The organism is Methylosinus sp. is20ea (assembly GCF_059718135.1).
The window spans coordinates 3,175,048-3,200,076 of sequence record NZ_AP046088.1; the positions used below are offsets into that span (position 1 = coordinate 3,175,048).

23 protein-coding genes and 1 other RNA gene are annotated in these 25,029 nt (G+C 67.3%); 20 read left to right on the forward strand and 4 right to left on the reverse strand.

The annotated features are described in order from the left end of the window. Nucleotides 1-53: 53 nt before the first annotated feature. Nucleotides 54-572, reverse strand: a complete 519-nt coding sequence (locus tag AC6IY7_RS14975) for an arsenate reductase ArsC (RefSeq protein WP_497780208.1) — start codon at nucleotides 570-572, stop codon at nucleotides 54-56. 324 nt (nucleotides 573-896) lie between these two features. Between AC6IY7_RS14975 and AC6IY7_RS14980 the strand changes: the two genes are divergently transcribed. Beyond that, the gene (locus tag AC6IY7_RS14980; protein ID WP_497780209.1) at nucleotides 897-1,223 is read left to right on the forward strand and encodes a hypothetical protein; all 327 of its coding nucleotides are present in this window, start codon (nucleotides 897-899) and stop codon (nucleotides 1,221-1,223) included. On the opposite strand, the gene AC6IY7_RS14985 is transcribed toward AC6IY7_RS14980, so the two are convergent. After that, the gene (locus AC6IY7_RS14985; RefSeq protein WP_497780210.1) at nucleotides 1,177-1,575 is read right to left on the reverse strand and encodes a carboxymuconolactone decarboxylase family protein; all 399 of its coding nucleotides are present in this window, start codon (nucleotides 1,573-1,575) and stop codon (nucleotides 1,177-1,179) included. The two genes, AC6IY7_RS14980 and AC6IY7_RS14985, sit on opposite strands and share 47 nt — an antisense overlap. 74 nt (nucleotides 1,576-1,649) lie before the next feature. After that, nucleotides 1,650-2,549, reverse strand: a complete 900-nt coding sequence (locus AC6IY7_RS14990) for a LysR family transcriptional regulator (protein WP_497780211.1) — start codon at nucleotides 2,547-2,549, stop codon at nucleotides 1,650-1,652. Between the two features lie 100 nt (nucleotides 2,550-2,649). Between AC6IY7_RS14990 and AC6IY7_RS14995 the strand changes: the two genes are divergently transcribed. Next, nucleotides 2,650-3,576 (forward strand): alpha/beta fold hydrolase, encoded by a 927-nt coding sequence (locus tag AC6IY7_RS14995; RefSeq protein ID WP_497780212.1) that lies wholly within the window; start codon nucleotides 2,650-2,652, stop codon nucleotides 3,574-3,576. A 3-nt stretch (nucleotides 3,577-3,579) separates the two neighbouring features. On the opposite strand, the gene AC6IY7_RS15000 is transcribed toward AC6IY7_RS14995, so the two are convergent. After that, a complete protein-coding gene (locus AC6IY7_RS15000) occupies nucleotides 3,580-4,818 on the reverse strand; it encodes a beta-ketoacyl-[acyl-carrier-protein] synthase family protein (RefSeq protein ID WP_497780213.1) in 1,239 nt (412 codons plus the stop codon). A gap of 256 nt (nucleotides 4,819-5,074) precedes the next feature. Here AC6IY7_RS15000 and rnpB point away from each other — a divergent pair. From rnpB to ftsA, 18 genes are all read left to right on the forward strand, one after another. Next, nucleotides 5,075-5,467, forward strand: an RNA gene (gene rnpB / locus AC6IY7_RS15005) — RNase P RNA component class A. A 402-nt stretch (nucleotides 5,468-5,869) separates the two neighbouring features. Beyond that, complete coding sequence (gene rsmH / locus AC6IY7_RS15010) at nucleotides 5,870-6,883, forward strand: 16S rRNA (cytosine(1402)-N(4))-methyltransferase RsmH (RefSeq protein ID WP_497780214.1); 1,014 nt, start codon at nucleotides 5,870-5,872, stop codon at nucleotides 6,881-6,883. Further along, nucleotides 6,883-7,269 carry a cell division protein FtsL gene (gene ftsL, locus AC6IY7_RS15015; protein WP_497780215.1) on the forward strand — a complete coding sequence of 129 codons (387 nt, stop codon included), beginning with the start codon at nucleotides 6,883-6,885 and terminating at the stop codon, nucleotides 7,267-7,269. The genes rsmH and ftsL overlap by 1 nt, the downstream gene beginning before the upstream one ends. Next, the gene (locus tag AC6IY7_RS15020; RefSeq protein WP_497780216.1) at nucleotides 7,266-9,032 is read left to right on the forward strand and encodes a peptidoglycan D,D-transpeptidase FtsI family protein; all 1,767 of its coding nucleotides are present in this window, start codon (nucleotides 7,266-7,268) and stop codon (nucleotides 9,030-9,032) included. The genes ftsL and AC6IY7_RS15020 overlap by 4 nt, the downstream gene beginning before the upstream one ends. Next, the gene (locus AC6IY7_RS15025) at nucleotides 9,032-10,495 is read left to right on the forward strand and encodes a UDP-N-acetylmuramoyl-L-alanyl-D-glutamate--2,6-diaminopimelate ligase (RefSeq protein WP_497780217.1); all 1,464 of its coding nucleotides are present in this window, start codon (nucleotides 9,032-9,034) and stop codon (nucleotides 10,493-10,495) included. Before AC6IY7_RS15020 ends, AC6IY7_RS15025 begins: the two co-directional genes overlap by 1 nt. After that, the gene (locus AC6IY7_RS15030) at nucleotides 10,492-11,910 is read left to right on the forward strand and encodes a UDP-N-acetylmuramoylalanyl-D-glutamyl-2,6-diaminopimelate--D-alanyl-D-alanine ligase (protein ID WP_497780218.1); all 1,419 of its coding nucleotides are present in this window, start codon (nucleotides 10,492-10,494) and stop codon (nucleotides 11,908-11,910) included. The genes AC6IY7_RS15025 and AC6IY7_RS15030 overlap by 4 nt, the downstream gene beginning before the upstream one ends. A 13-nt stretch (nucleotides 11,911-11,923) precedes the next feature. Then, nucleotides 11,924-13,006 (forward strand): phospho-N-acetylmuramoyl-pentapeptide-transferase, encoded by a 1,083-nt coding sequence (gene mraY / locus AC6IY7_RS15035; RefSeq protein WP_497780219.1) that lies wholly within the window; start codon nucleotides 11,924-11,926, stop codon nucleotides 13,004-13,006. Between the two features lie 4 nt (nucleotides 13,007-13,010). After that, nucleotides 13,011-14,435 carry a UDP-N-acetylmuramoyl-L-alanine--D-glutamate ligase gene (murD, locus tag AC6IY7_RS15040; protein ID WP_497780220.1) on the forward strand — a complete coding sequence of 475 codons (1,425 nt, stop codon included), beginning with the start codon at nucleotides 13,011-13,013 and terminating at the stop codon, nucleotides 14,433-14,435. Continuing rightward, a complete protein-coding gene (locus AC6IY7_RS15045) occupies nucleotides 14,432-15,595 on the forward strand; it encodes an FtsW/RodA/SpoVE family cell cycle protein (RefSeq protein ID WP_497780221.1) in 1,164 nt (387 codons plus the stop codon). Before murD ends, AC6IY7_RS15045 begins: the two co-directional genes overlap by 4 nt. After that, nucleotides 15,592-16,719 carry an undecaprenyldiphospho-muramoylpentapeptide beta-N-acetylglucosaminyltransferase gene (murG, locus tag AC6IY7_RS15050; RefSeq protein ID WP_497780222.1) on the forward strand — a complete coding sequence of 376 codons (1,128 nt, stop codon included), beginning with the start codon at nucleotides 15,592-15,594 and terminating at the stop codon, nucleotides 16,717-16,719. The genes AC6IY7_RS15045 and murG overlap by 4 nt, the downstream gene beginning before the upstream one ends. After that, nucleotides 16,716-18,122 carry a UDP-N-acetylmuramate--L-alanine ligase gene (gene murC / locus AC6IY7_RS15055; RefSeq protein WP_497780223.1) on the forward strand — a complete coding sequence of 469 codons (1,407 nt, stop codon included), beginning with the start codon at nucleotides 16,716-16,718 and terminating at the stop codon, nucleotides 18,120-18,122. Before murG ends, murC begins: the two co-directional genes overlap by 4 nt. Nucleotides 18,123-18,345: 223 nt before the next feature. Then, complete coding sequence (murB, locus tag AC6IY7_RS15060) at nucleotides 18,346-19,266, forward strand: UDP-N-acetylmuramate dehydrogenase (protein WP_497780224.1); 921 nt, start codon at nucleotides 18,346-18,348, stop codon at nucleotides 19,264-19,266. A 30-nt stretch (nucleotides 19,267-19,296) separates the two neighbouring features. Beyond that, nucleotides 19,297-20,823 carry a hypothetical protein gene (locus tag AC6IY7_RS15065; protein ID WP_497780225.1) on the forward strand — a complete coding sequence of 509 codons (1,527 nt, stop codon included), beginning with the start codon at nucleotides 19,297-19,299 and terminating at the stop codon, nucleotides 20,821-20,823. Nucleotides 20,824-21,045: 222 nt separating this feature from the next. Further along, the gene (locus tag AC6IY7_RS15070) at nucleotides 21,046-21,282 is read left to right on the forward strand and encodes an AbrB/MazE/SpoVT family DNA-binding domain-containing protein (protein ID WP_497780226.1); all 237 of its coding nucleotides are present in this window, start codon (nucleotides 21,046-21,048) and stop codon (nucleotides 21,280-21,282) included. A gap of 113 nt (nucleotides 21,283-21,395) precedes the next feature. Next, nucleotides 21,396-21,743 (forward strand): type II toxin-antitoxin system PemK/MazF family toxin, encoded by a 348-nt coding sequence (locus tag AC6IY7_RS15075; RefSeq protein WP_497780227.1) that lies wholly within the window; start codon nucleotides 21,396-21,398, stop codon nucleotides 21,741-21,743. Between the two features lie 18 nt (nucleotides 21,744-21,761). After that, complete coding sequence (locus tag AC6IY7_RS15080) at nucleotides 21,762-22,694, forward strand: D-alanine--D-alanine ligase (RefSeq protein ID WP_497780228.1); 933 nt, start codon at nucleotides 21,762-21,764, stop codon at nucleotides 22,692-22,694. Continuing rightward, a complete protein-coding gene (locus AC6IY7_RS15085; protein ID WP_497780229.1) occupies nucleotides 22,691-23,683 on the forward strand; it encodes a cell division protein FtsQ/DivIB in 993 nt (330 codons plus the stop codon). The genes AC6IY7_RS15080 and AC6IY7_RS15085 overlap by 4 nt, the downstream gene beginning before the upstream one ends. Beyond that, a complete protein-coding gene (ftsA, locus tag AC6IY7_RS15090) occupies nucleotides 23,680-24,993 on the forward strand; it encodes a cell division protein FtsA (protein ID WP_497780230.1) in 1,314 nt (437 codons plus the stop codon). The genes AC6IY7_RS15085 and ftsA overlap by 4 nt, the downstream gene beginning before the upstream one ends. Nucleotides 24,994-25,029 lie beyond the last annotated feature (36 nt).

Genomic DNA, 25,029 nt, shown 5'->3' on the forward strand with positions numbered 1-25,029 from the left:
TTGTCGATATTTCGCTATGTCTCGACGAAAGGGCGTCGGCAGGCCGCGGGCGCTCAGGCGGCGCCGTCGACGGGTTTCGCCTTGCCGATCTCCTCGAGCCGCTTCTGCAAGGAGAGCTTGTCCAGGCCCTTCATCGGCAAAGAGGCGAAGATGGAAATGCGGTTGTCGAGCATGCGGAACGCGTCCGCGAAGGCCAGATGCTTTTCGACCTCTGTCCCTTCGACGGCGGCGGGGTCCGGCAGGCCCCAATGCGCCGTCATCGGCTGGCCGGGCCAATAGGGGCACTCTTCCTTCGCGGCGTCGTCGCAGACGGTGAAGACGAAATCGAGCGGCGGCGCGCCGGGTTCGGCGAATTCGCTCCAGCTCTTCGAGCGATAGCCGTCCGCCTTGAAGCCCGATTTCTCCAATATCGCCACCGCATATGGGTTGACCTCGCCTTTCGGCCGCGACCCCGCGCTATAGGCCTTGAATCGACCGGCGCCCACCCGCTCGAGGATCGCCTCGGCGATGATCGAGCGCGCCGAATTGCCGGTGCAGAGAAAGAGCACGTTATAGATTTTGTCTTCCGTCACGACCTTCTCCTGTCGTTATGTCCACTGGCGTCGACATAACGACATTATGTCGCGAAGGGCCGTGTCGGCAAGAGGAAAGTCGCTTGAACGCGCGCCACTTGATTTTCCGCGATACGCGCCGGTCGCGCCGACGGTTTCTTCAGCGTCTGCCCAGACGAGACAGAGCGTCGGAGGGAGCCGCTATGGCGAACGGAAGGAGCGCCTTCCATCCGCGAACCTTCCTCCCGAAATCGCGCCTTTCGTCGAGGCGGCGAATCATGCGCTCGCGCGCGTCGACGAAGCCATCGCCCGGCGACATCGCTTCTCGCCGATGCGGCGCATGGATTGCGCACGCCGATCACGATATCGCGCGCGCATATCGCCAATTCCGACGATGCGACATTCAGGCGAGACGTAAAGAGAGACGCCCGTCGCATTCGCACGAACGTCGAACAATTGCCGAGCATGGCGCATGTCGACAACCAAAAGGGCGGCGTCGCAAGCGAAACGGACCTCGGGAATGTCGTGCTGTCGGTGATCTCGAGCTATATGCCTTTGACGGTCGAGAACGGCCGCAAAATCGAGTTGGAGCAACCACCGTCGCCGGTTATCGAGGTTTTCGCCCTCACTTCACCTCATATTCCGCATCCACCTCCACGCCGAGCGCGGTGACAAGGCGGTTGGTCTCCGAGGCCATGCCGACGATCGCCAACAGCTCGTTGAACTCCGCTTCCGTCATGCCCTTGGCGCGGGCGCTCGCCGTGTGCGAATGGATGCAATAGGAGCAGCCATGCGCGATGGAGACGGCGATATAGAGCATCTCCTTCATCTTCGGGTCCAATACGCCCGGTCCCATCACCGCCTTTATGCTCTCCCATGTGCGCTTCAGCGTGACCGGATCATGCGCCAGCGCGCGCCAGAAATTATTGACGAAATCGCTTTTGCGCGTCGCGCGAATATCGTCGAAAACGGCGCGGGCTTCGGGCGAGAGCGCGTCGTCGGTGAGCAGGGTGACAGTGGCCATGAGTGGTCTTGCTTTCTGTTGTCGGGCGTTTGGTGTGATTATAGCGCCCGCGCGATCGGGAAGAGTGCGGCGGCTCAGAAAATCCCCTCGATGCGGCGCAGCGCCGGCGCGGCGAAATCCACGAAAGCGCGAACCACGGGACGCAGAAATTTCGTCGAGCTATAGACGAGGAAGAATTCACTGGGCTCGATCTCGTGATCGGGCAGGACGCGGATCAGCGCGCCGCTGCGCAACTCGTCGGCGACGAGCAGAAGTTGCGCCGTCGCGACGCCGCGCCCGGCGCGTAGCGCCTCGACGAGAACTTGCGCGCTATTTGTGGTCAGCTTGGGCCGCACGCAAATATCTTCCACATTGTCGCCTTTGCGCAAGCGCAGCGCGCCATTGCGCAGCGAAGCGTCGGTCACGAGGAGATCATGCGTCGTGAGATCGGCGACATCGCGCAAAGGTTCGCTGCGCGCGAGATACGAGGGCGAGGCGACGAGAATGCGCCGGCTGAAGCCGATGCGCTTTTGGATGAGCGCCTGCTCGTTTGGCCGTCCCATGCGCAGGGCGACGTCGATATTCTCGAAGATGAGATCGACCGCGCGATTTTCGAGGGAGAGCGTCACGGCGACGGAAGGATGCGCATCCTGAAACGCCATCACGACGCGAAATAAATGGCCTTCGCCGACGCAGCTCGGGCCGTGCAGGCGCAATTGGCCGCAGATCGCGGCGGCGTCGCCGCGAAGCCCCTCGAGCGCTGCGTCTATGGCCGCGAGCGGGCCGCCGGCCGCCTCATAGAGCGCGAGGCCCTGGGCGGTCGGGCGCAGCGCGCGCGGGCCGCGCTCGAAGAGGCGCGCCCCTGCATGCGCCTCGAGATTGCGCAGCAGCTTGCTGACGGCCGGCTGCGACACGCCGAGATCGGCGGCGGCCGCCGTCATCGAGCCGCGCTCGACGATGCGGACAAAAGCGCGGAGGGCGGCGGCGACGTCCATGCATAACCATTGGTTATGGTAATCTTGTCATCCCAGTCGATAGACGCATGACAGCCGATCGGCAACTCTCTTGCGCGACGATTTCATTGGGGGAGAGGTGATGACGATCGACCGACGCGCATTTCTGGCCGTCGCCGGAGCCGCCGCGGCGCAGGGTTTTGCGCACGCGCAGGCGAGCGGCGCGGGGCTTTTGCCGGAGGGGGCGGAAAGCCGCTTTCTCGATGTCGACGGCCTGCGGCTGCATCATGTCGTGCTCGGCTCGGGGCGGCCGATCGTGCTGCTCCATGGCTGGCCGCAGACGTGGTTCGCCTGGCGCGCGACGATGGAGCGGCTCGCAGGTCGCTTCACCGTCATCGCGCCCGATCTGCGCGGGCTCGGCTTGTCGGCGCGTCCGGCCTCCGGCTATGACAAGCGCAGCATCGCCGAAGATATCGCCACGCTCATCGATCGCGCAGCGGGCGGCCAGGCCCATGTGATCGGCCATGACATGGGCGGCAAGGCGGCTTATGTGCTCGCGCTTCTCCACCCCGAGAAGGTGGAGAGGCTCGTTCTCGTCGACTGCCTCGTGCCGGGAACCGAGAATATGGACGCGCGGCGCGGCGGCGCTTGGCACTATGGGTTTCACATGGCGCGTGATATTCCCGAGCTGCTGACGCAGGGGCGCGAGAGGGACTATATCGCCGCGCAAATCCGGGCGTGGTCGTTTCGCGAGGATGCGGTGAGCGCGACGGCGATAGCAGAATTCGCCCGCCATTATGCGACGCCGGGCGGCATGACCGCCGGCTTCGACTATTATCGCGCGCTGCCCGAGGATGCGCTGCTCGTGCAGCGGCTGGCGGACCGCCGGCTGGACATGCCGGTGCTGGCGATCGCCGGCCGTCATGGCGTCGGGAGCCGGCTCGCCGAGGCGTTGCGCCCGCAGGCGAGCGCGCTCTCCTCGATCATCGTCGAGGAAAGCGGGCATTTCGTCGCCGATGAAGCGCCTGACGTGTTTTGGCGAGAGGTCGAGCGATTTCTCGCGGTGTGATCGTTACGCCCGCCGCACCACCAGCACCGCATTAATGCCGCCGAAGGCGAAGGAATTGGACATGGCCGCGCGGATATGGACGCGCCGCGCCTCGTGCGGCACCGGGTCGATCGGGCATTTGGGGTCCGGCCCCTTGAAATGAATCGTCGGCGGGGCGAGCTGCGCGCGCAGCGCGAAAATCGTGATGGCGAGCTCCAGCGCGCCGGAGGAGCCCAGCGCATGACCGTGGATCGGCTTGGTCGAGGAGACCGGCAGACGCGCGCCGCGCTCGCCGAAGACGCGCAATATCGCCTCCGACTCGGTGATGTCATTGGCGTAGGTGCCCGTGCCATGGGCGTTGAGATAGTCGATATCGTCCGGCCCGAGCCGGGCGTCATCGAGCGCTTGCCGCATGGCGGCGGAGGGGCCCTCGACATTGGGCCGCAGCGGATCGAAGGCGTCGCTCGTCGTGCCATAGCCGGCGAGCTCGCACAAAGGCTCGTGGCCCCTTTGGCGCGCCAGCGCCTCGGTCTCCAGCACGAAGATCGCCGCGCCCTCGCCGAGCACTATGCCGTTGCGTCCCGCCGAGAAGGGCCGGCAGCAATCGGGCGTCAGCACGCGCAATGCCTCCCAGGAGCGAAGCGAGCCATTGATGACGGCCGCCTCCGCCCCGCCGACGATGGCGCGATCGACCGCGCCGGAGCGGATCATCTGCAGGCCGACGCCGATCGCCTGGCTCGCCGATGAGCAGGCGCTGGCGATGGCGAAGGTCGGCCCATTGCAGGAAAAGCGCATGCCGATCATCGTCGGCGCCGCGCTGGGGATGAGGCGCGGCACGGTCAGCGGATCGGCGCGCTCGCGCGTCTGATATTCCTTATAGGCCTCGTCGTCGATCGTCTTGGAGCCGCCTATTCCGGAGCCGATGACGACGGCCGTCCGCGGCCCGCCGATGTCCTTGCGGGCGAAGCCCGCCTGCGCCATGGCCTCGTCGGCGGCGACGACGGCATATTGGGTGAAGGGGTCGCAATAGGGCAGGATCTGCGGCTCGAGATAGGCGAGGGGGTCGAAATCGGGCACTTGCGCGGCGATTTTGATGCGCCCGCCATAGGGGCGCTCGAGCTTCAGCGGGCGGACCTGGCATCGGCCGTCGCGAGCCGCCTCCCAAAGAGGCGGCGCCCCGACGCCGGCGGCCGAGACGGCGCCCATGCCCGAGACGACCACACGTATCGCATCCTGTTTCACCGCTGTCGCCAACCTCGACATTCGCTCCGCTGCGGCCTTCTTCGGCCGATGGGTCCGACTGGCCCGGACGATAGTCCTTTTTGCCGTGAGGGTCGTGTCGCATGCAAGCGGGCGACCCCTGTTTTCCCCGAAAAGGCGCGCGGCGCGGCGCCGCAGAGGCCGGCAGGTAACGGATTCATAAGGGATTCTACTGACACAGGCCGCCGCGCGGTCCATCGGCTCGCGGCTTTTGGCCCCGTCTTGACCTTCTCGCCCAGGCTCCCTATTCCCTCCTCAGCCAGTCGGCTGGATGGCCGCTGTCTTTCGGGGCAGAGGAAAGTCCGGGCTCCACGGAGACACGGCGCCGGATAATGTCCGGCGGGGGCGACCCCAGGGAAAGCGCCACAGAAAGCAAACCGCCGCGACCCTCGGGCTCGCGGTAAGGGTGAAAGGGTGCGGTAAGAGCGCACCGCTCGGGCGGCGACGTTCGAGGCACGGCAAGCCCCGCCGGGAGCAAGACCGAATAGGGGCGACTGGAAATAGCGATATTTCCCGGCCCGTCTCCGGGCCGTCGCCCGGGTTGGTCGCTAGAGGCGGCAAGCAATTGCCGTCCCAGAGGAATGGCCATCGCGCGCGGGGAGGGAAACCCGACCGCGCCATACAGAACCCGGCTTACAGGCCGACTGGCGGTTCTGTCGGGGAAGGGCGGTCGGCGAGGGGCGCGTCGAGATCAACGACCGCGCCTTTCCGCGGCCCCGCCCGCTCCTTACTTTCCTCCATGGCTAACGGTTTTGCTCCGCCGTCGCCCGCGTCAACGCTCTCTTAACCCTGACGACGCCTAATAATCGTAAGCGCCGCGCCGCCCGCGCCGCTCCGTCGCCCGTGGTCTTTCATGATATGCGTTGTTGTTCAGAGCGATGACAGGTTTCTCGGGGAGACGGAACGGCGGCGTCGCGCGCCCTTCGCCGCGCCTGCGCGCTCGCGCGGGCTCGGCGGGCGGCCGCGCCGACGCCAAATATCCGCCGTGGCGGGCGTGTCGGACAGGCGCGGCCCGGCCGGGCGGCGCAATTTTCGGATCGGACGGAGAGGTGAGATGACGGCGGCCGGCAGCGCTGAGCGGCATGTTCCCGTGCTGCTCGAGGAGGCGATCGCCGCCCTCGCGCCGCATTCGGGCGGGGTCTATCTCGACGCCACCTTCGGCGCCGGCGGCTACACGCGCGCCTTGCTGGTGCATGAGAACACGCGCGTGCTCGCGCTCGACCGCGATCCGACCGCCATCCGCAACGGCTATGCGCTGGTGGAGGCGGCGGGCGGCAGGCTGACGCTGGTGGAGGCGCGCTTTTCCGAGCTGGCGCAGGTCGCCGATCGCATGGGACTGGCGCCGCTCGACGGAATCGTCGCCGACATCGGCGTCTCCTCCATGCAATTCGACGAGGCGGCGCGCGGCTTCTCCTTCCGCAACGACGGGCCGCTCGACATGCGCATGGAGGGGCGCGGGCGCAGCGCCGCCGACATAATCGCCGAGGCGGAGGAAGAGGCGCTCGCCGATATTTTGTATTATTACGGCGAGGAGCGCGCCTCGCGCCGCATCGCCCGCGCCATCGTCAAGGCGCGCGAGCAGGGCCGCATAGAGACGACGCGCGCGCTGGCGCAGATCATCGAGCGCGCCGCGCCGGGAAAGCCCGGCGACATTCACCCCGCGACAAAGAGCTTTCAGGCGTTGCGCATCGCCGTCAATGACGAGCTCGGCGAATTGGTCGCCGCGCTCGCCGGCGCGGAGCGCGTGCTGAAGCCGGGCGGACGGCTCGCGGTCGTCACCTTTCATTCGCTCGAGGATCGCATTGTGAAACAGTTCCTGGCCGAGCGCTCGGGGCGCGGCGAGACGCGCTCGCGCCTCCTGCCGGGCGAGCCGGTTCCGCCGCCGCGGACCTTCACCAATGAAGGACGCCAGCCGGTGACGCCTTCGCAACGCGAGATCGCCACAAATCCGCGCGCGCGCTCCGCCAAGCTGCGTTTTGCGACGCGCAGCGAGGCGCCGGCGCGCGCGATCGACGAGACGCTCGCGCGCCTCGCCCGCCTGCCGGAACGCGTGAAAGGGAGACGCTGATGCTGCGCTTTCTCAATGTCGTCGCCATTCTCGCGCTGATCGGCTCGGGCTTTTACGCCTATTCGATCAAATATCAGACGATGCTGCGCGCCGAGCAGATCAATAAGATGAAGCGCGAGGCCAAGAGCGAGCGCGACGCCATCGCCGTGCTGCGCGCCGAATGGGCCTTTATGACGCGGCCCGAGCGCGTGCAGGAGCTCGCCGACAAATATCTCGATTTGAAACCGCTCGCCGTCACGCAGATCGCGACGGCGCAGTCGCTGCCCGAAAAGCCCGAGCGCATCGATTCGATCGGCCGCAAGCTGGACGCGCTCGGCCTCGGCGGCGCGGCGACGACGCCCGCCGCCGTGGAGGCGCCGACGACGCCGAAAGGAAAGCCGCGATGACGACCGCCGACACTGTGACAAAGCGCGCGACGCGAGGCCTGCGCGGACGGCTCGACGGCTTGTTCGCCACCTCGCTCGGCAAGACCGCGACGCGCATGCGCATCGTCGCCGCCGGCTTCTTCTGCCTCTATGTCGGCATAGGCGCGCGCCTCGTCGTCATCGGCTTCAAGCCCGATCCGACGACGATGCGTCGCGCCTCCGGCGAATCCATCGCCGCCTCGCGGCCGGATGTGCTCGACCGCAATGGCGAGATTCTCGCGACAGACGTGAAGACCATGTCGGTCTTCGCCGAGCCGCGCCGGCTCATCGACAAGGACGAGGCGACGGAGCTGCTCACCGCGGTTCTGCCCAATGTCGACGCGCGCGACTTGCGCGATCGTCTCGCCTCGCGCAAAGGCTTCGTCTGGGTGAAGCGCGAGGTGACGCCCAAGCAGCGCGACGAGGTGTTTCACCTCGGCCTGCCGGGCGTCGGCCTCGTGCCGGAGAACAAGCGCGTCTATCCCAATGGCCCGGCCGCCGCGCATGTGCTCGGCTATGTCAATATCGACAATGCCGGCATTGCCGGAATCGAGAAATATATCGACGGGCAGGGCCTCGCCGATCTTCACGACGCGGGCTTCAGCCTGACGCCCGAGGAGCTGAAGCCGATCTCGCTGTCGATCGACATAAAGGCGACGCACGCCATTCGCGACGAGCTCGAGAAGGGCGTGGCGCATTTCAAGGCCAAGGCCGGCGCCGCGGCGATCATGGACGTCAATACGGGCGAGGTGATCGCGCTCGCTTCGCTGCCGGATTATGATCCGAACAAGCCGCCGGACATGCGCGATCAGAACTTTATCAACCGCATGAATGTCGGCGTCTATGAGATGGGCTCCACCTTCAAGGCGCTGACCATCGCCATGGCGCTCGACTCCGGCAAGGTCAATCTCAACTCGCGTCTCGACGCGCGCGGCGCCTTGAGCTTCGGTCGCTTCCGCATTCATGATTATCACGCGCAAAATCGCGCGCTCACCGTGCCGGAAGTGTTCACCTATTCGTCGAACATCGGCACCGCGCGCATGGCCATGGGCCAGGGCGTCGAGCGTCACAAGACGTTTTTGCGCAAGATGGGCCAGCTCACGCGCATGCGCACGGAGCTGCCCGAGAGCGCCGAGCCGATCGTGCCGAGGAATTGGGGCGAGCTCAATACCATGACCATCGCCTTCGGCCACGGTCTCGCCGTCGCGCCGCTGCAGGCGATGATGGCGGTCTCCGCGCTGATGAACGGCGGCTATCTGATGGCGCCGACTTTTCTGAAGCGCAGCGAGGAGGAGGCGAAGAAGGACGCCGTGCAGGTGGTCAAGCCCGAGACGAGCGAGGCGATGCGTTATCTCATGCGTCTCAACGCCGAGATCGGCACGGCCAAGAAGGTCAATGTCAACGGCTATTATGTGGGCGGCAAGACCGGCACGGCGGAGAAGGTGATCGGCGGCCACTATTCCAAGACGCGTCTCTTCACCACTTTCATGGCGGTGGCGCCCTCCGACAAACCGAAGTATCTGTTCCTCACCATAATGGACGAGCCGCAGGGTCTGCCGGAGACCGGAGGCTACGCCACGGCCGCCTATAATTCGGGCCAGGTGACGGCGCAGATCATCGAGCGCGTCGGCCCGCTGCTCGGCCTGCCGCCGCGCTTCGAGTTGCCGACGCAGCCCTTCCCGCTGCTCGCCCGGCTCGGCTATGGCATCGCCAATAATCCCGCCCATGGCGGAGGAGGGCATTGATGCGATTTTCCGACCTTCTCGGCGAAGCGCGAGCGGCGGGGCACGGCGATCTCGACATCGCCGGCGTCACCGCCGACAGCCGCGACGTGCGCGAAGGCTATGCGTTCTTCGCCGTTCCGGGTCATGCCGGCGACGGCCTCGCTTACGCCGCCGACGCGAAGGCGCGGGGCGCGCGCGTCATCGTCGCGCCGCGTAGGGCGGAGGTCGGGGCGAAAGTTGGATTGCCGCTCGTCGTCGTCGCGGACGTGCGCGCGGCGCTCGCTCATGCGGCGGCGCGGTTTTTTCCGCGACAGCCGGACATCGTCGTTGCGGTGACGGGCACGAGCGGCAAGAGCTCGGTCGTCGATTTCCTGCGCCAGATCTGGATCGCGCTCGGCCGCGACGCGGCGTCTCTCGGCACCATCGGAATCGTCGACAGACAAGGCGCGCAATACGGCTCGCTGACGACGCCGGGGCCGGTCGCGCTGCATCAGACTTTGGACGCGCTCGCCGCACGGGGCGTGACGCGGCTCGCCATGGAGGCCTCTTCGCTCGGCATAGACCAGCGGCGGCTCGACGGCGTGCGGCTCGTCGTCGGCGCCTTCACCAATTTCTCGCGCGACCATCTCGATCATCACCGCGATCTCGAGGAGTATTTCGCGGCGAAGATGCGCTTGTTCGACACGCTGCTCGCGCCGGGACAGACAGCGGTCATAGACGCCGACAGCTCCGTCGCCGCTCGCGTGATCGACATTTGCGAGAAGCGCGGACTTTCGGTTGTCGATGTCGGCGAGAAGGGCCGCGCCATCACGCTGCTCGGCGTCGAGGCCGATGCGCTCGGCTCGCAATTGCGGCTTCGCTGCGGAGACGAGACTTTCGACGTCGCTCTGCCGCTCGCCGGCGGCTTTCAGGTCTCCAATGCGCTGGTCGCCGCCGGCATGGCGATCTCCTGCGGCGAGGAGCCGGCGCAAGTCTTCGCGGCTCTGGAAAAACTGCGCGGCGCGCCGGGGCGTCTCGAATTCGTCGGCGCGCGCGCCGGCGCGCCGGTCTTCGTCGATTACGCCCATAAGCCCGACGCGCTCGACAAAGTGCTGGCTACGCTGCGGCCGCTCGCGACCGGGCGGCTCGTCGTCGTCTTCGGCGCCGGCGGCGACCGCGACAGCGGCAAGCGCCCGCTGATGGGCGAGATCGCGGCGCGCGTCGCCGATGTCGTCGTCGTGACCGACGATAATCCGCGCAGCGAGGAGCCGGCGACGATTCGCGCCGCCATTCTCGCGGCCGCGCGGGCCGTCGGGCGAGCCGATATCCACGAGATCGGCGATCGTGGCGCGGCGATCCGCGCGGCAGTCTCCTGGCTGCGCGAGGGCGACGCGCTGGTCGTCGCCGGAAAGGGCCATGAAACGGGCCAGATCGTCGGCGATCAGGTCCTGCCGTTCTCCGACCGCGCGGCGGTCGAAGCGGCGTTGCAGGGGCGAGATCGATGAAGCAGGAAGCGCTATGGACGGGGCTGGGACTGATCGGCGCATTGCGCGCCCGCATCAGCGGCGGCCTGCCGCGCGACGTCACCGGCGTCTCCATCGACACGCGCACGCTCACGCCCGGCGATCTCTTCTTCGCTATAAAGGGCGAGGCGCGCGACGGTCATGATTTCGTGCGTTTAGCTTTCGAGCGCGGCGCGGCGGGCGCCGTCATCGACGACGCCCATGCGCGCGAGTTTCGCGACCTTTCGCCGCTCTATGTCGTGCGCGACGTGCAGGAGTCGCTCGAATATCTCGGCGCCCGCGCGCGTGAGCGTTCCTCCGCCTTTGTCGCGGCGATCACCGGCTCGGTCGGCAAGACCTCGACCAAGGATATGGCGAAGACAGTGTTCTCGCGCTTCGGCGAGACGCATGCTTCGGCCGCGTCCTACAATAATCAATGGGGCGTGCCGCTGTCGCTCGCGCGCATGCCGGCGTCGACGCGCTTCGGCCTCTTCGAGGTCGGCATGAATCACGCGGGCGAGATCGCTTCGCTGGCGCCTCTCGTCTCGCCGCATGTCGCCGTGGTGACGCGCGTCGCGCCGGTGCATCTCGAGCATTTCGACTCGCTCGAGGCGATCGCCGCCGCCAAGGCGGAGATTTTTTCAGGACTGGTCGAGGGCGGCGTCGCCATCATCAATCGCGACGACGAGACCTATGAGGCGCTGCTCGAAGGCGCCGCCGCCTCCAAGGCCGCGCATGTCTTCTCCTTCGGCCAGAGCGCGGGCGCGCAGGCGCGGCTTCTCTCCTATGACGCGGAGGCGCAGTTGGCGGAGGCGGAGATTTTCGGCCGCCGCCTGCGCTATCGCATCGGCGCGCCGGGACGCCATTTCGCGGTGAATTCGCTCGCCGTGCTGACGATCGCCCATATCTTCGACATAGATCTCCAGCAGGCGGCGGAGACGCTCGCCGATTTCGCCCCGCCCAAGGGCCGCGGGCGGCGCGAGAGCTTTGCGATCGGCGGCGGGAGCTTCACGCTCATCGACGAGAGCTATAACGCCAATCCCACCTCCATGCGCGCGGCCTTCGAGCTGCTCGGCGCGGAGAAGAGCGCGCGGCGGCGCATCGCCGTGCTCGGCGACATGCTCGAGCTCGGGCCGAGCGCGGCGGAGCTGCACGCCGGCCTCGCGGCAGACCTCGAGGCCGCGGGCGTCGATCTCCTCTTCACCGCCGGCCCGCTGATGGCGCGGCTCTTCTATGCCGCGCCGGAGCATATGCGCGGCGCGCATCGCGCCAACGCCGCCGAGCTCGAGGAGGCGCTGCTGTGGTCGATCGCGCCCGGCGACGCGATCATGGTCAAGGGCTCGAATGGCTCGCGCATGTCGCGCATCGTCGAGGCGATACGAACGAAATTCTCGGCCGAAACCGAAGCGGCCCGGTAGAGGAATAAGACGAATGCTGACGCTGCTCGCGGACTTCTCGCATCTGTTCGGTCCGCTGAATCTCTTCCGCTACATCACCTTCCGCGCCGCCGGAGCGGCGGGGACGGCGCTGTTCTTCGTCTTCTTCTTCGGCCCCGCCATCATCGACGCGCTGCGCTTGAAGCAGGGCAAGGGCCAGCCCATTCGCGAGGATGGCCCGGCCTCGCATCTGCTCACCAAAAAGGGCACGCCGACGATGGGCGGGCTGATGATCCTCTCGGGGCTTCTCGTCGCCACTCTGCTGTGGGCGAATCTGAAGAACTCCTATGTGTGGATCGTCATATTGGTGACGGCCTGCTTCGGCGCGATCGGCTTCTACGACGATTATCTGAAAGTGACGAAGCAATCGCACAAGGGTTTCTCGGGCCGCGCGCGGCTCACGCTGGAGTTCGTCGTCGCCGGCCTCGCCTGCTATGCGCTCACCACGGTCGGCGGCGAGAATATGTCGAAGCTGGCGCTGCCGCTGCTGAAGGGCTACGCCTTCTCGCTCGGCTGGCTGTTCATTCCCTTCGGCGCCTTCGTCATCGTGGCGGCGGGCAATTGCGTCAATCTCACCGACGGTCTCGACGGCCTCGCCATCGTGCCCTCGATGATCGCCGCGGGGGCCTTCGCCATCATCGCCTATCTCGTCGGCAATTCGATCTTCTCGGACTATCTCGGCGTCAATCATGTCGCCGGCACCGGCGAGCTCACCATCGTCTGCGCGGCGCTCATCGGCTCCGGCCTCGGCTTTCTGTGGTTCAACGCGCCGCCGGCGCAGATCTTCATGGGCGACACCGGCTCGCTCGCGCTCGGCGGCCTGCTCGGGACCATATCGGTGGCGATCAAGCAGGAGTTCGTGCTCGCCATCATCGGCGGCCTGTTCGTGCTCGAGGGCGCCTCCGTCATCGTGCAGGTCGCCTCCTTCAAGCTCACGGGAAAACGCGTGTTCCGCATGGCGCCGATCCATCATCATTTCGAGCAGATGGGCTGGACCGAGCCGCAGATCGTCATCCGCTTCTGGATCATCGCCTTCGTGCTCGCCCTTCTCGGGCTCTCCTCGCTGAAGCTGAGGTGAGCGCATGACGCCGGCGACGACATTCTCGGAGCGCAAAGTGGCGCTGTTCGGCCTCGGCGGCTCCGGCCTTTCGACGGCGCGCGCGCTGATCGCGGGCGGCGCGCGCGTCGCCGCCTGGGACGATGGCGAGGCCGGCCGCGCCAAGGCGCGCGAGCAGGGGATCGACATCGTCGATCTCGAGGCGGCGGATTGGCGCGAATTCTCCGCGCTCCTGCTCTCGCCCGGCGTGCCGCTCACCCATCCGCAGCCGCATTGGACGGTCGAGCGCGCGCGCGAAGCGGGCGTGGAGGTGATCGGCGACATAGAGCTCTTCTGCCGCGAGCGCGCGCGTCATGCGCCGGGCGCGCCCTTCATCGCCATCACCGGCACCAATGGCAAATCGACGACGACGGCGCTGATCGCGCATATTCTGCGCCGCGCCGGCAAGGATGTGCAGCTCGGCGGCAATATCGGCACGCCGATCCTCGATCTCGCGCCGCCCTCCGAGGGACGCATTCACGTCATCGAATGCTCCTCCTTCCAGATCGATCTGACGCCCTCGCTCGCGCCCTCCATCGGCATTCTCATCAATCTGACGCCCGATCATATCGATCGCCACGGGACGATGGAGACTTATGCCGCGGTCAAGGAGAGGCTCGTTTCGCGCGCCGATGTCGCGCTCGTCGGCGTCGACGATTCCTTCTCCCATGCGATCGGCGCGCGGCTCATAGAGGCGCGCCGCGAGGGACAGCGCGTCTATCCGGTCTCCGCCGCGCGCGCGCTCGACTGGGGCTTTTTCATCGAGGATCGCAAGGCGCTGTATCGCGAGGCCGGCCATGGGCCGGAGGAGACCGAGACGCTCGGCGATCTCGAAGGCGCGCGCGCGTTGCGCGGCGCGCATAATGCGCAGAACGCCGCCTTCGCCGCGGCTGCGGCCTGGCATTGCGGGCTCTCGGGCGAGGAGATCGCGGCGGGGCTCGTTACCTATCCGGGCCTGCCGCATCGGATGGAGGAGGTGGGGCGGCGCGGACGCACAGTCTTCGTCAACGACTCCAAGGCGACCAACGCCGACGCGGCGGAAAAGGCGCTGCTCTCCTATGACGATATTTTCTGGATCGCCGGCGGCAAGGCCAAGGAGGGCGGCATAGAGCCGCTGCGCCCGCTGTTCTCGCGCATCGCCAAGGCCTATCTCATCGGCGCGGCGGCGCAGGATTTCGCGCGCACGCTGGAAGGCGCCGTCGCTTACGAGCAATGCGGCACGCTCGATGTGGCGATCGCCCGCGCCGCCGAGGACGCCGCGCTGAGCGAAGCGCGCGAGCCGGTCGTGCTGCTGTCGCCGGCCTGCGCCTCTTACGATCAATTCGCCAATTTCGAAGCGCGCGGCGACGCTTTTCGCCTGCTCGCGCGCGAACTCTATGCGCATGCGCCCATTGCTGGAGAAACCCCATGATCTCGCGCGCGGAGCGTTCCACCTTTTCCGATTGGGCCTGGACGATCGATCGCTGGCTCATCGCCGGCGTCGCTCTCTTGATCGTCTGCGGCCTCGTCTTCGCGATGGCGGGCAGTCCGCCCGTCGCCGAGCGCCTGCATCTCTCCACCTTCTATTTCGTGCATCGGCAGGTGATCTATCTCGGGCCGGCGCTCGTCGTGATGATCGGCATGTCCTTCCTCACGCCGCGGCATGTTCGGCGCGCGGCGATCCTTCTGTGGCTCGTCTCGCTGGCGCTCGTCGTCGGCACGCTGTTCTTCGGCCAGGAGGTCAAGGGCGCCAAGCGCTGGATCTTCGGCATTCAGCCGTCCGAGTTTTTGAAGCCCGGCTTCGTGATCATGGCCGCCTGGGCTTTTTCGGAAGGCGCGAAGCGCAAGGATGTGCCGGGCAATCTTCTCGCCATCGCGCTGCTGCCCGTCACTGTCGCGCCGCTGGTGCTGCAGCCGGACATCGGCCAGACCATGCTGATCTCGCTCGTCTGGGCGGGGCTCTTGTTCATGGCCGGCATTCACTGGTTTTGGATCTTCGGCGTCGGCGGCGCGGGCGCTGTCGGCGCGGTCGCCGCCTATAAATTCCTGCCGCATGTTCATGCGCGCGTGACGCGCTTTCTCGATCCGCAGGCCGTGGGGCAGGGCGTCGCCGACACATTCCAGGCGGACACCGCGCTCTATAGCTTCATCAGCGGCTCCTGGTTCGGCAAGGGGCCGGGCGAAGGCACGCTGAAGCGCATTCTGCCCGACGCCCATACGGATACGATCTTCGCCGTCATCGGCGAGGAGTTCGGTCTCTTCGTCTGCATGGCGGTCGCCGCGATCTATGGCTTCATCGTGCTGCGCGGACTCTATTCGGCATCGCGCAACGACGACGCTTTCTGCGGCTTCGCGACGGCGGGGCTGGTCATGCTGTTCGGCCTGCAGGCCGCCATCAATATGGCGGTCAATCTCCAGCTCATGCCGTCGAAGGGCATGACGCTTCCCTTCATCTCCTATGGCGGCTCCTCGCTCATCTCGCTGGCGCTCGGCTTCGGCTTTCTGCTCGCCGTCACCAGGCGCAGGCCGCATATAGAACCTGTGGTCGAGACGGCGCCGATGGGCGCGGCGCATATGGGCGCGCCGGCATGAGCCAGCGTCCCGTTCTGCTCGCGGCCGGCGGCACTGGCGGCCATCTTTTTCCGGCGCAGGCGCTCGCTCATGCGCTGCGCGCGCGCGGGCTCGAGGCAGAGCTCGTCACCGACGCGCGGGCGCTGCGCTATGGCGGCGAATTTCCCGCGCGCGCGATGCACACGATCGCCGCGGCGACGCCGCGCGGCGGCTCCGTGCTCGACAAGGCGAAGGCGATCGCGACGCTCGGCGTCGGGACCTTGCAGGCGCTCCGTCATCTCGCTCGAATTCGTCCGCTCGCGGTCGTCGGCTTCGGCGGCTATCCGAGCGTGCCGCCGCTCTTCGCCGCCTCGCTGCTGCGCATCCCCACCGTGCTGCATGAAGCCAATGCGGTGATGGGCCGCGCCAATTCCTTTCTCGCCGGTCGCGTCGATGTGATCGCCGCGGGCTTTCCGCTCGCCGGCGTCGCGGGCGCGTTCGCCGACAAGATCGTCGTCACCGGCAATCCGCTGCGTCCCGCCGCTCTCGCCGCCGCAGCGCTTCCCTATCCGGGATTCGAGGACGGCAAGCTGCGTCTTCTCGTCACCGGCGGCTCGCAGGGCGCGCGTGTGATGGCGGACATCGTCCCGCCGGCGCTCGAATCTCTGCCGAAGGAATTACGCGAGCGCATCGAGCTCACGCAGCAGGCGCGCGAGGAAGATCTCGCGCGCGTCGCCATGACTTATGCGCGCGCCGGGATCGTCGCGCAGATCGCGCCTTTCTTCGCCGATCTGCCCGAGCGTATCGCGAGCGCGCATCTCGTCATCGCGCGCGCCGGCGCCTCCACCGTCACCGAGCTGGCGGTCATCGGGCGGCCGAGCATTCTGGTGCCATTGCCGCATGCGCTGGATCAGGATCAGGCGGCCAATGCCGCCGTGCTGGCGAAATCCGGCGCGGCGGACGTCGTGCGCCAAGCGGATTTCACGCCGCAATGGCTCGCCGAGCGCATCACCGAATTCGCCGCGAACCCGCAAGAATTGCAGCGCCGCGCGCAGGCGGCGAAAAGCGTCGGCGTCGCCGATGCAGCGGAGCGGCTCGCCGATCTCGTGCTCGCCGTCGCGGACAAGAAAGCGCGCGCCGAGGCCGCGCAACGGAGCCCTTCATGAGAATGCCGCGCCGTCTCGGCCCCATTCATTTCGTCGGCATAGGCGGGATAGGCATGTCCGGCGTCGCCGAAATTCTGCTCGCGCAAGGCTATGAGGTTCAGGGCACGGACGCCGCCGACGGCGCCAATCTGAAGCGCCTCGCCGAGAAGGGCGCGCGCGTTCATGTCGGCCATGACGCGAAATGGCTCGGCGAGGCCGCCGTCGTCGTCGTGTCGAGCGCGATCAAGCGCGACAATCCCGAGCTGATGGAGGCGCGCGCGCGGCGCCTGCCGGTGGTGAAGCGCGCGGAAATGCTCGCCGAGCTGATGCGCGACAAGCGTTGCGTCGCTGTGGCCGGCACGCATGGCAAGACGACGACGACCTCGCTCGTCGCCACGCTGCTCGACGCCGGCGGATTCGATCCGACGGTGGTCAATGGCGGCATCATCAACGCCTATGGAACCAATGCGCGGCCGGGCGCCGGCGAATGGATGGTCGTCGAGGCCGACGAGAGCGACGGCACTTTTCTAAAATTGCCGGCGGAAGTCGCCATCGTCACCAATGTCGATCCCGAGCATCTCGATCATTTCGGCGATTTCGACGGCGTGAAGCGCGGCTTTCGCGCCTTTATCGAAAATCTGCCTTTCTATGGTTTCGCGGCCGTATGCGTCGATCATCCGACCGCGCGCGAACTCATCTCGCAGATCGAGGATCGGCGCGTCATTCCCTATGGCGAGAGCGAGGAGGCCGAGGCGCGGCTGCTCGATCTCGATCTTTCGGGAGGCGTCGGACGTTTCTCCGTGTCGCTGCGCGATCGCGATACGGGCGCGGAGACGCGGCTGGGCGATCTGCTGCTGCCGGCGGCGGGGCGCCATAATGCGCTCAACGCCACGGCGGCCATTGCGGTGGCGCATCGGCTCGGCGCGACGGCCGAGAAGATCCGCGAAGGGCTCGCGAGCTTTGCCGGCGTGAAGCGGCGCTTCACCAAGACGGGCGAGTGGAAGGGCGTCGCGATCTTCGACGATTACGGCCATCATCCGGTCGAGATCGCCGCCGTGCTGCGCGCGGCGCGGGCTTCGACCGAGGGCAAGGTCATCGCCATCATGCAGCCGCATCGCTACACGCGGCTGCAGTCGCTGTTCGATCAATTCGCGGCCTGTTTCGGCGACGCCGATGTGGCGCTGATCGCCGACGTCTATCCCGCCGGCGAGACCAAGATCGAGGGCGTCGACGGCCCAGCGCTGGCGCGCGCCGCGACGGCGCAGGGGCATGGACGGGCGCTCTCATTCGCCTCGCCGCAGGAGCTGCCGGGACTCGTGCGCGAGATCGCGGCGCCCGGCGATTATGTGGTGTTTCTGGGCGCGGGCGACATCACCAAATGGGCTTATGCGCTGCCGGGACAATTGGCGGAGCTCGTCCCATGACGCTCGCGCGATCTCTCAGAACGCGCGTCCCTTCTCCCACTCGTGGGAGAAGGTGGCCCTCGCGTCAGCGAGGGTCGGACGAGGGTCCGCGGCGAAATGCGGGGCACTTTGCTTTGCTGTGTTCGAATGCTGCGCGTAACAGCGACGGGCCCTCATCCGACCCCGCTTCGCGGGGCCACCTTCTCCCGCGCGCGGGAGAAGGAATCGCGCACGGAGATCGCGGATGAGCTTTCCCGATATCTCTGCTGAAATCTCCGCGCTCGCGCCCGATCTGCGCGGACGTCTTTCGGCCAATGAGCCGCTCGCGCCCTTCACCTGGTTTCGCGTCGGCGGGCCGGCGCAAATTCTCTTCTCGCCGGCGGACGAGGACGATCTCGCCTATTTCCTCGCGCGCCTGCCGCAGGAGATTCCCGTCACCATCATCGGGCTCGGCTCCAATCTCATCGTGCGCGACGGCGGCGTGGCGGGCGTCGTCGTGCGGCTCGGCGCCAAGGGCTTCGGCGCGATCGCCGTGGAGCCGGGCGAGCGCATTCGCGTCGGCGCGGCCGTGCCCGATGTGAAGCTCGCGCGCGCCGCCGCCGACGCCGGCATAGACGGGCTCGCCTTCTATCGTGGCATTCCGGGCGGCATAGGCGGCGCGCTGCGCATGAACGCCGGCGCCCATGGCGGCGAGACCAAGGACGCGCTGATCGAGGCGCGCGGCGTCGATCGCTCGGGAACGGCGCGTGTCTTCACGAACGCCGATCTCGGCTTCTCCTATCGCCATAGCGAGGCGCCGGAAGATTTGATTTTCACGCAGGCTCTGTATCAGGGCCGCAAAGGCGATCCGGCGACGATCCTCGCCGAGATGGAGCGCATCACCGCCGCGCGCGAAGCCTCGCAGCCCATTCGCGAGAAGACCGGCGGCTCCACTTTCGCCAATCCGCCGGGGCATAAGGCTTGGCGGCTGATCGACGCGGCCGGCTGTCGCGGCTTTTCGATCGGCGACGCGCAGGTGAGCGAGATGCATTGCAATTTCCTCGTCAATCGCGGCCAGGCGACGGCCGCCGATGTCGAGGCGCTGGGCGAAGAGGTGCGGCGGCGCGTCGAAGCTGCGAGCGGCATTCTCCTGCGCTGGGAGATCAAGCGGATCGGCCTTCCATGATCGCGAGCAGTCCATGAGCGCGGGCATCCTATGAGCGTGATCGAGCGGAGCGCCGCCGTCGCGTGCGAGGAGCCGGAGCCGCTGTCGCGCGCGCTGTCGAGCCCATGGCTCGGCGCGGCGCTGATCGTCGTCGCGATCATGCAGCAGCTTCTCAGCCATATCGACTGCGACGTCTCCTGGTTCCTGACCTTCGCGGAGAAAGTGCTGGACGGAAGCGCGGCCTATGTCGAGGCGAGCGATCCCAATCCGCCGGCGGCGTTTCTCTCGCTCATGCCGGCCCTGCTGCTCGCTCGCGCGCTGCATCTTTCGCCGGAGGCGGCTCTCGCGGCGCTGGTCTTCTGCGCGGCGACGATCTCGATCGGCTTTTCCTTCCATCTGCTGCGGCATGGAGCCGCGCGCAGCCGGCGCGCCTGGATGCTGCTGCTCAATGCGGCGCTCTTTCTGCTCTTGATCGCGCCGGAGATCGTCTTCGCCGAGCGCGAGCATATCGCGCTGCTCGCCGTCCTGCCGCTGCTCGCGGCGCTGGCGGTGGAGGAGCGGCGCGCGCCACCGCGATGGGCGCGAATCGTCGCGGGGCTCGGCGGCGGCGTCGCCGTGGCGCTGAAGCCGCATTTCGCGCTCGCCATCGCGCTGCCGGCGCTGGCCATCGCCTGGCGCGAGCGCTCTTTCCGCATATTCCGGCGAGATGAGCTCGTCGTCGCGGCGCTCGCTTCCATCGCCATGACCGGCGCGACGCTCGTCGCCTTCCCGGCCTATCTGACGCAAGCGTTGCCGTTGGCGCTCGAGGTCTATGCGCCGGCGCGCGACGATCTCGGCCATTTCCTCGGCCATACGCTGGCCCTCGTCTATGTCGCTCTGCTGGCGGGCTTTCTCGTCGCGGCGCGCGGCGTCGTGCTCGGCCGCGCGACGCTCGTCGCGCTGCTCGCCTCGTTCGGCTTTTTCGCCGCCTTTCTGCTGCAGGGGAAGGGCTGGATGAACCATGCTTTTCCCGCGGTCGCGCTGTTGCTCTTCGCCTGGATCTTTCTGGCGCTGCGCGACCGCATGGCGCGCGTCGCCCCGCCGACGGGGACGAAGCGAGCGCTGCTCAAATTCCTGTTCCTTCCGGGCCTCCTCGCCGCGCCGGCCTATTTCGGCGTCGTCGAGCAGCTGACCGACCATGAGGAGCACCCCGGCCTGCTCGATGCGGTCGCTTTCGTCGCTCCGCCGCACCCGCGCGTGGCGACGATCGCGAGCCAGCTCGATTTCGGCCATCCGCTGGTGCGCCAGCTCGACGGCCGATGGATCGGACGGCAGAATGCGCTGTGGACGACGGCCGCTGTCGGGCGCCTGCTGGCCACGGCCGGCCCGCAGCGGCGCGAGCGGCTGGAGGCGTGGCGCAGCGCCGATCTCGCCGGGCTCGCGGAGGATATCCGGCAGGGGCGGCCGGACATTATCGTCGTCGAGGATCGCGCGACGCGGGAATGGGTTCTGCGGCGGCCGGAAATGGCCGGCGCGCTCGACGCCTACAGGCTCGCGAAACAGGCGGGGGATATCGAAATCTGGCGGCGGGCGGAGTGAGCGTCGCTAGAGCGCTTTCCGATCGAACGGAATCGTTCGATCGATCAGAATTCGCTCTAGCGTTTCCAGCCGAAGTGGACACTGGTTCGGCGTTGGAAACGCGTCAAAACAAAAGCCCAGGGCCTCTCCGTGTCTCAATGAAACATGGAGAGGCACTGGACTTTCGGACCGGCCGGTCTATAGTAAGGTGGTAAGATAGTAAGACGTTCAGGAAGGTGAGCCATGCCGTCCGCCAAGCGCCAGACGGTGTATTCGAAGGTTTCCGTGAAGAGCCAGACCGTGCTGCCGGCCGAGGTCCGCGAACGCTTGCGCATAAAGCCGGGCGATCGGCTGCGCTATGTGCTCGACGAGACCGGCGTGCGGATCGAGCGCTGCGCTCCGAACGACGAAGACGATCCTTTTGCGACTTTCACCGAATGGGCGAGCGACGCCGACGACGAAGCCTATGCCGATCTCTGACGCGACATTCGCCCGATCGACTCGGGTACGGGCGGGAGCGAGCCTGAAGGCTCGCGGTCCAAAGCGGCCGCCTGGACCGCGAGCCTTCGGGCTCGCCCTCGGAAGCGCGTGACATGTCGCGCTATGCGCCGGGCGACGTGGTCGTCGTGCCCTTTCCCTATTCGGATCGTTTCGCGGAAAAGCGGCGGCCGGCTCTCGTCGTCTCGAATGACGAGGTGACGTCCGCCGGCTTTCTCTGGCTCGTCATGATCACGACCGCGCAGAATTCCGGCATGGACCATGACGTGCCGATCGAAGACCTATCGGCCGCCGGGCTTTCGAGTCCGTCGATCGTGCGGCCGATCAAAATCGCCAATGTCGAACCGTCTCGGATCGTGCGGCGCGCCGGACGACTGGGAACGAAGCAGGCCGAGGCGGTGTTCGAAGCGGTTCGTTCCTTCATCGGGCGCAATCGTCCATAAACCACGCAAGGGTGCGTCATGACTGCTCACGCCGTTCACGTCGCCGTTCTCATGGGCGGATTCTCCTGCGAGCGCGAGGTCTCGCTGCGGTCGGGCGAGGCGAGCGCCAAGGCGCTCGAGAGCGTCGGCTTTCGCGTTTCCCGCGTCGATGTCGGCCGCGACGTCGCCGAGGTTCTGGCCAAGCTCGCGCCGGATGTCGCCTTCAACGCGCTACACGGCCGCTTCGGCGAGGATGGCGCCATTCAGGGCGTGCTGGAGATTCTCCGCATCCCCTACACGCATTCCGGCGTGCTCGCCTCCTCGCTGGCGATGAAGAAGGACGTCGCCAAGAGCGTCATGGCGGCGGCCGGCGTGCCGGTGCCCAGGGGCAGGGTGCTGCATCGCCTCGAGGCCGCCAAGACCCATGCGCTGCCGCCTCCCTACGTGCTGAAGCCGGTGAGCGAGGGGTCCTCCTTCGGCGTGTTCATCGTCAAGGAGGGGCGCTCGCATCCGCCGCAGGAGCTCGCGAGCGCCGATTGGCGGCACGGCGATTTCATGCTGGCGGAAAATTTCGTCGACGGCCGCGAACTCACCTGCGCGGTGATGGGCGACCGCCCGCTCGACGTCATCGAGATACTCCCGGTGTCGGAGGAGTTCTACGGTTTCGACGCGAAATACGCGAAAGGCGGGTCGAAACACGTGCTTCCGGCGAATCTTAAACAAAATATTTACCAAGAGGTCCAACAGTTGGCGCTCGAGGCTCATCGGGCTCTCGGCTGTCGCGGCGTCAGCCGCGCGGACTTTCGATACGACGATCGCCCCGGAGGCACGGGCGAACTCGTCGTGCTGGAGGTCAACACGCAGCCGGGCATGACCGAGACCTCGCTGGTTCCCGAAATGGCGGCGCATGCCGGCTATTCGTTTGGCGAGCTCGTAAGATGGATGGTGGAAGACGCGTCCTGCGATCGTTGAGAGAGCCTGTCGAGGCTCTCTTCGATGTCGCGCATCCGCATTCCGTCCAAATCGGCTCCATCCAGGCCGGCGCCTACGCCGCCCCTTACGCAAACCCTGTCTCCTCCCAGCCCGCGGAGCGGCGTGTCCGCCCGTCGGCCGCTTCCGCGTCGCATTTCGCTCCGCGCCCGGCGCGCGGGCTCTCGCGGCTCGCCGCTCTGCCGGGCGTCGGCGCGGCGGCGCTCGCTCTGCTCTTCGGCGGCGTCGGCTTCACCGGTTTCGTGCAGAATGGCGGCTACGCCGATTTCGTCGCGCGCAATGGCGCGCCGCGCGATATCGCTGCACGCGCGCTCGGCTTTTCCATCGAGGTCGTCACCATCAGCGGGCTCGGCGAGCTCTCCGAGGGCGACGTGCTCGCCGCCTCCGGCGTCAAGCCGACCCATTCGCTGCTCTTTCTCGACGCGGAGACGATTCGCGAGCGCTTGACCGCGCTGCCCCTGGTCGAGAGCGCGCGCGTGCTGAAGCTCTATCCCGACCGGCTGGTCATCGCGCTCGAGGGACGACGGCCCTTCGCGCTCTGGCAGCGCGACGGCAAGCTGTCGATCGTCGCTGCGGATGGCGTCGTCGTCGACGAGATGCGCGACGAGCGATTCCTGGGCCTGCCCTTCGTCGTCGGCGAGGGCGCGGAGAAGCGGCTCGACGAATATATGCGTCTGCTCGAGGCCGCGGGCGATCTCAAATCGCGCGTGCGCGCCGGCGTGCTCGTCTCGGGACGGCGCTGGTCGCTGGACATGACGAATGGAGTCGAGGTGAAGCTGCCCGAGCGCGAGCCGGAGGCGGCGCTGGCGCTGCTCCAGCGGCTCCAGCGTGAGGCCAGGATCCTCGACAAGGATGTGATCTCGATCGATTTGCGCGCGTCCGGACGCGTCGCGGTGCGTCTCTCGGAGGAGGCGGTCGCGACGCGCGCGGCCGCGACGACGCGCAATTCACGCAAGGGCGGCCAGACATGAAGTCACATATCTTCCCGCCGCGAATGAAGCAGCTCGGCGCCCGCCGCAGCGCGACCATGGCCGTGCTCGACGTCGGCACGTCGAAGATCGCCTGCATCATCGCCCGGCTGAGCCCGGTCGGCGACGGCTCTCCGCGCGGGCGCACGCATCGCGCGCGCGTCCTCGGCATCGGGCACCAGCGCTCGCGCGGCGTGAAGGCCGGGCAGATCGTCGATATGGAGGAGGTCGAGAGCGCGCTGCGCCGCACGGTGGACGCCGCCGAGCGCATGGCCAAATCGCAGATCGACGCGATCATCGTCACCGCCTCGGGCGGGCGGCTCGCCTCGCAGCATTTCGCCGCCAAGACGCGCGTCCACTCCGGCGCCGTTGCGCCGGCCGATGTGCATCGCGTGCTCGAGGCCTCCGCCGCTCATGGGACGGAGCGCGGCCGCGTCGTCATCCATTCGCTGCCCACGGGCTTCTCGCTGGACGGCACCGCCGGCATTCGCGAGCCCGCCGGCATGGTCGGCGGCGAGCTCGGCGTCGATCTCCATGTCGCCAGCTGCGATCAGGCGGCGATGCGCAATCTGCTCGTCGCGGTGGAGCGCTGCCATCTCGGCATAGAAGCCGCCGCCGCCGCGCCTTATGTCGCCGGCCTCTCCGTGCTCGAGGCCGATGAGGCGGAGCTCGGCGCCATCGTCATCGACATGGGGGCGGGCGTCACCTCGCTCGCCGTCTTCGCCGGCGGCGCGCTCGCTCATGTCGATGCGGTGACGCTCGGCGGCAATCACATCACCATGGACATCGCCCGCGGTCTCGACTGCCGGCTGAGCGACGCCGAACGGTTGAAGACGCTCTATGGCGCGGCGATCTCGTCGCCGTCGGACGATCGCGAGACGATCGCTTTCGATCACGTGGGCGAGAGCGGCGAGCATCCGGCCCATGCGCCGAAATCGCATCTCGTGCGCATCATTCGTCCGCGCGTCGAGGAGACGCTGGAGTTCCTGCGCGATCGGCTGGCGGCGTCGGGCTTTTCGGCCCATGCCGGCCGCCGCGTGGTGCTCACCGGCGGCGCCTGCCTGCTCACCGGCCTGCCGGAGGCGGCGCGGCGCATACTCGGCGGGCAGGTCCGCGTCGGCCGCCCGGCCGGCATAGACGGACTGCCCGAATCTGCTCGCAGCCCGGCATTCGCCGCGGCGGTGGGCCTGCTCGTCTATCCGCAATTCGCGGGGCGCGAATATTTCGAGCCGCGCCGCGATCAGGAGGCGCGCGGGACCGGGACCAATGGTTACATCTCTCGGGTCGGACAATGGTTGAGAGACAGTTTTTGAGGATTTCGAGGAACGAGAGCGAGGCGCGCGTCGGCG

Excerpts from the sequence above, each read along its gene's own strand:
- AC6IY7_RS15045 (WP_497780221.1), top strand. The coding sequence starts at position 14,432 with ATGATCTCGCGCGCGGAGCGTTCCACCTTTTCCGATTGGGCCTGGACG.
- AC6IY7_RS15080 (WP_497780228.1), top strand. The coding sequence starts at position 21,762 with ATGACTGCTCACGCCGTTCACGTCGCCGTTCTCATGGGCGGATTCTCC.
- AC6IY7_RS15075 (WP_497780227.1), top strand. The coding sequence starts at position 21,396 with ATGTCGCGCTATGCGCCGGGCGACGTGGTCGTCGTGCCCTTTCCCTAT.
- AC6IY7_RS14985 (WP_497780210.1), bottom strand. The coding sequence starts at position 1,575 with ATGGCCACTGTCACCCTGCTCACCGACGACGCGCTCTCGCCCGAAGCC.
- ftsA (WP_497780230.1), top strand. The coding sequence starts at position 23,680 with ATGAAGTCACATATCTTCCCGCCGCGAATGAAGCAGCTCGGCGCCCGC.
- AC6IY7_RS15025 (WP_497780217.1), top strand. The coding sequence starts at position 9,032 with ATGCGATTTTCCGACCTTCTCGGCGAAGCGCGAGCGGCGGGGCACGGC.
- rsmH (WP_497780214.1), top strand. The coding sequence starts at position 5,870 with ATGACGGCGGCCGGCAGCGCTGAGCGGCATGTTCCCGTGCTGCTCGAG.
- murD (WP_497780220.1), top strand. The coding sequence starts at position 13,011 with ATGACGCCGGCGACGACATTCTCGGAGCGCAAAGTGGCGCTGTTCGGC.
- AC6IY7_RS15070 (WP_497780226.1), top strand. The coding sequence starts at position 21,046 with ATGCCGTCCGCCAAGCGCCAGACGGTGTATTCGAAGGTTTCCGTGAAG.
- AC6IY7_RS15000 (WP_497780213.1), bottom strand. The coding sequence starts at position 4,818 with ATGTCGAGGTTGGCGACAGCGGTGAAACAGGATGCGATACGTGTGGTC.
- AC6IY7_RS15030 (WP_497780218.1), top strand. The coding sequence starts at position 10,492 with ATGAAGCAGGAAGCGCTATGGACGGGGCTGGGACTGATCGGCGCATTG.
- AC6IY7_RS15020 (WP_497780216.1), top strand. The coding sequence starts at position 7,266 with ATGACGACCGCCGACACTGTGACAAAGCGCGCGACGCGAGGCCTGCGC.
- AC6IY7_RS14995 (WP_497780212.1), top strand. The coding sequence starts at position 2,650 with ATGACGATCGACCGACGCGCATTTCTGGCCGTCGCCGGAGCCGCCGCG.
- AC6IY7_RS15065 (WP_497780225.1), top strand. The coding sequence starts at position 19,297 with ATGAGCGTGATCGAGCGGAGCGCCGCCGTCGCGTGCGAGGAGCCGGAG.
- ftsL (WP_497780215.1), top strand. The coding sequence starts at position 6,883 with ATGCTGCGCTTTCTCAATGTCGTCGCCATTCTCGCGCTGATCGGCTCG.
- murB (WP_497780224.1), top strand. The coding sequence starts at position 18,346 with ATGAGCTTTCCCGATATCTCTGCTGAAATCTCCGCGCTCGCGCCCGAT.
- AC6IY7_RS14990 (WP_497780211.1), bottom strand. The coding sequence starts at position 2,549 with ATGGACGTCGCCGCCGCCCTCCGCGCTTTTGTCCGCATCGTCGAGCGC.
- murC (WP_497780223.1), top strand. The coding sequence starts at position 16,716 with ATGAGAATGCCGCGCCGTCTCGGCCCCATTCATTTCGTCGGCATAGGC.
- murG (WP_497780222.1), top strand. The coding sequence starts at position 15,592 with ATGAGCCAGCGTCCCGTTCTGCTCGCGGCCGGCGGCACTGGCGGCCAT.
- mraY (WP_497780219.1), top strand. The coding sequence starts at position 11,924 with ATGCTGACGCTGCTCGCGGACTTCTCGCATCTGTTCGGTCCGCTGAAT.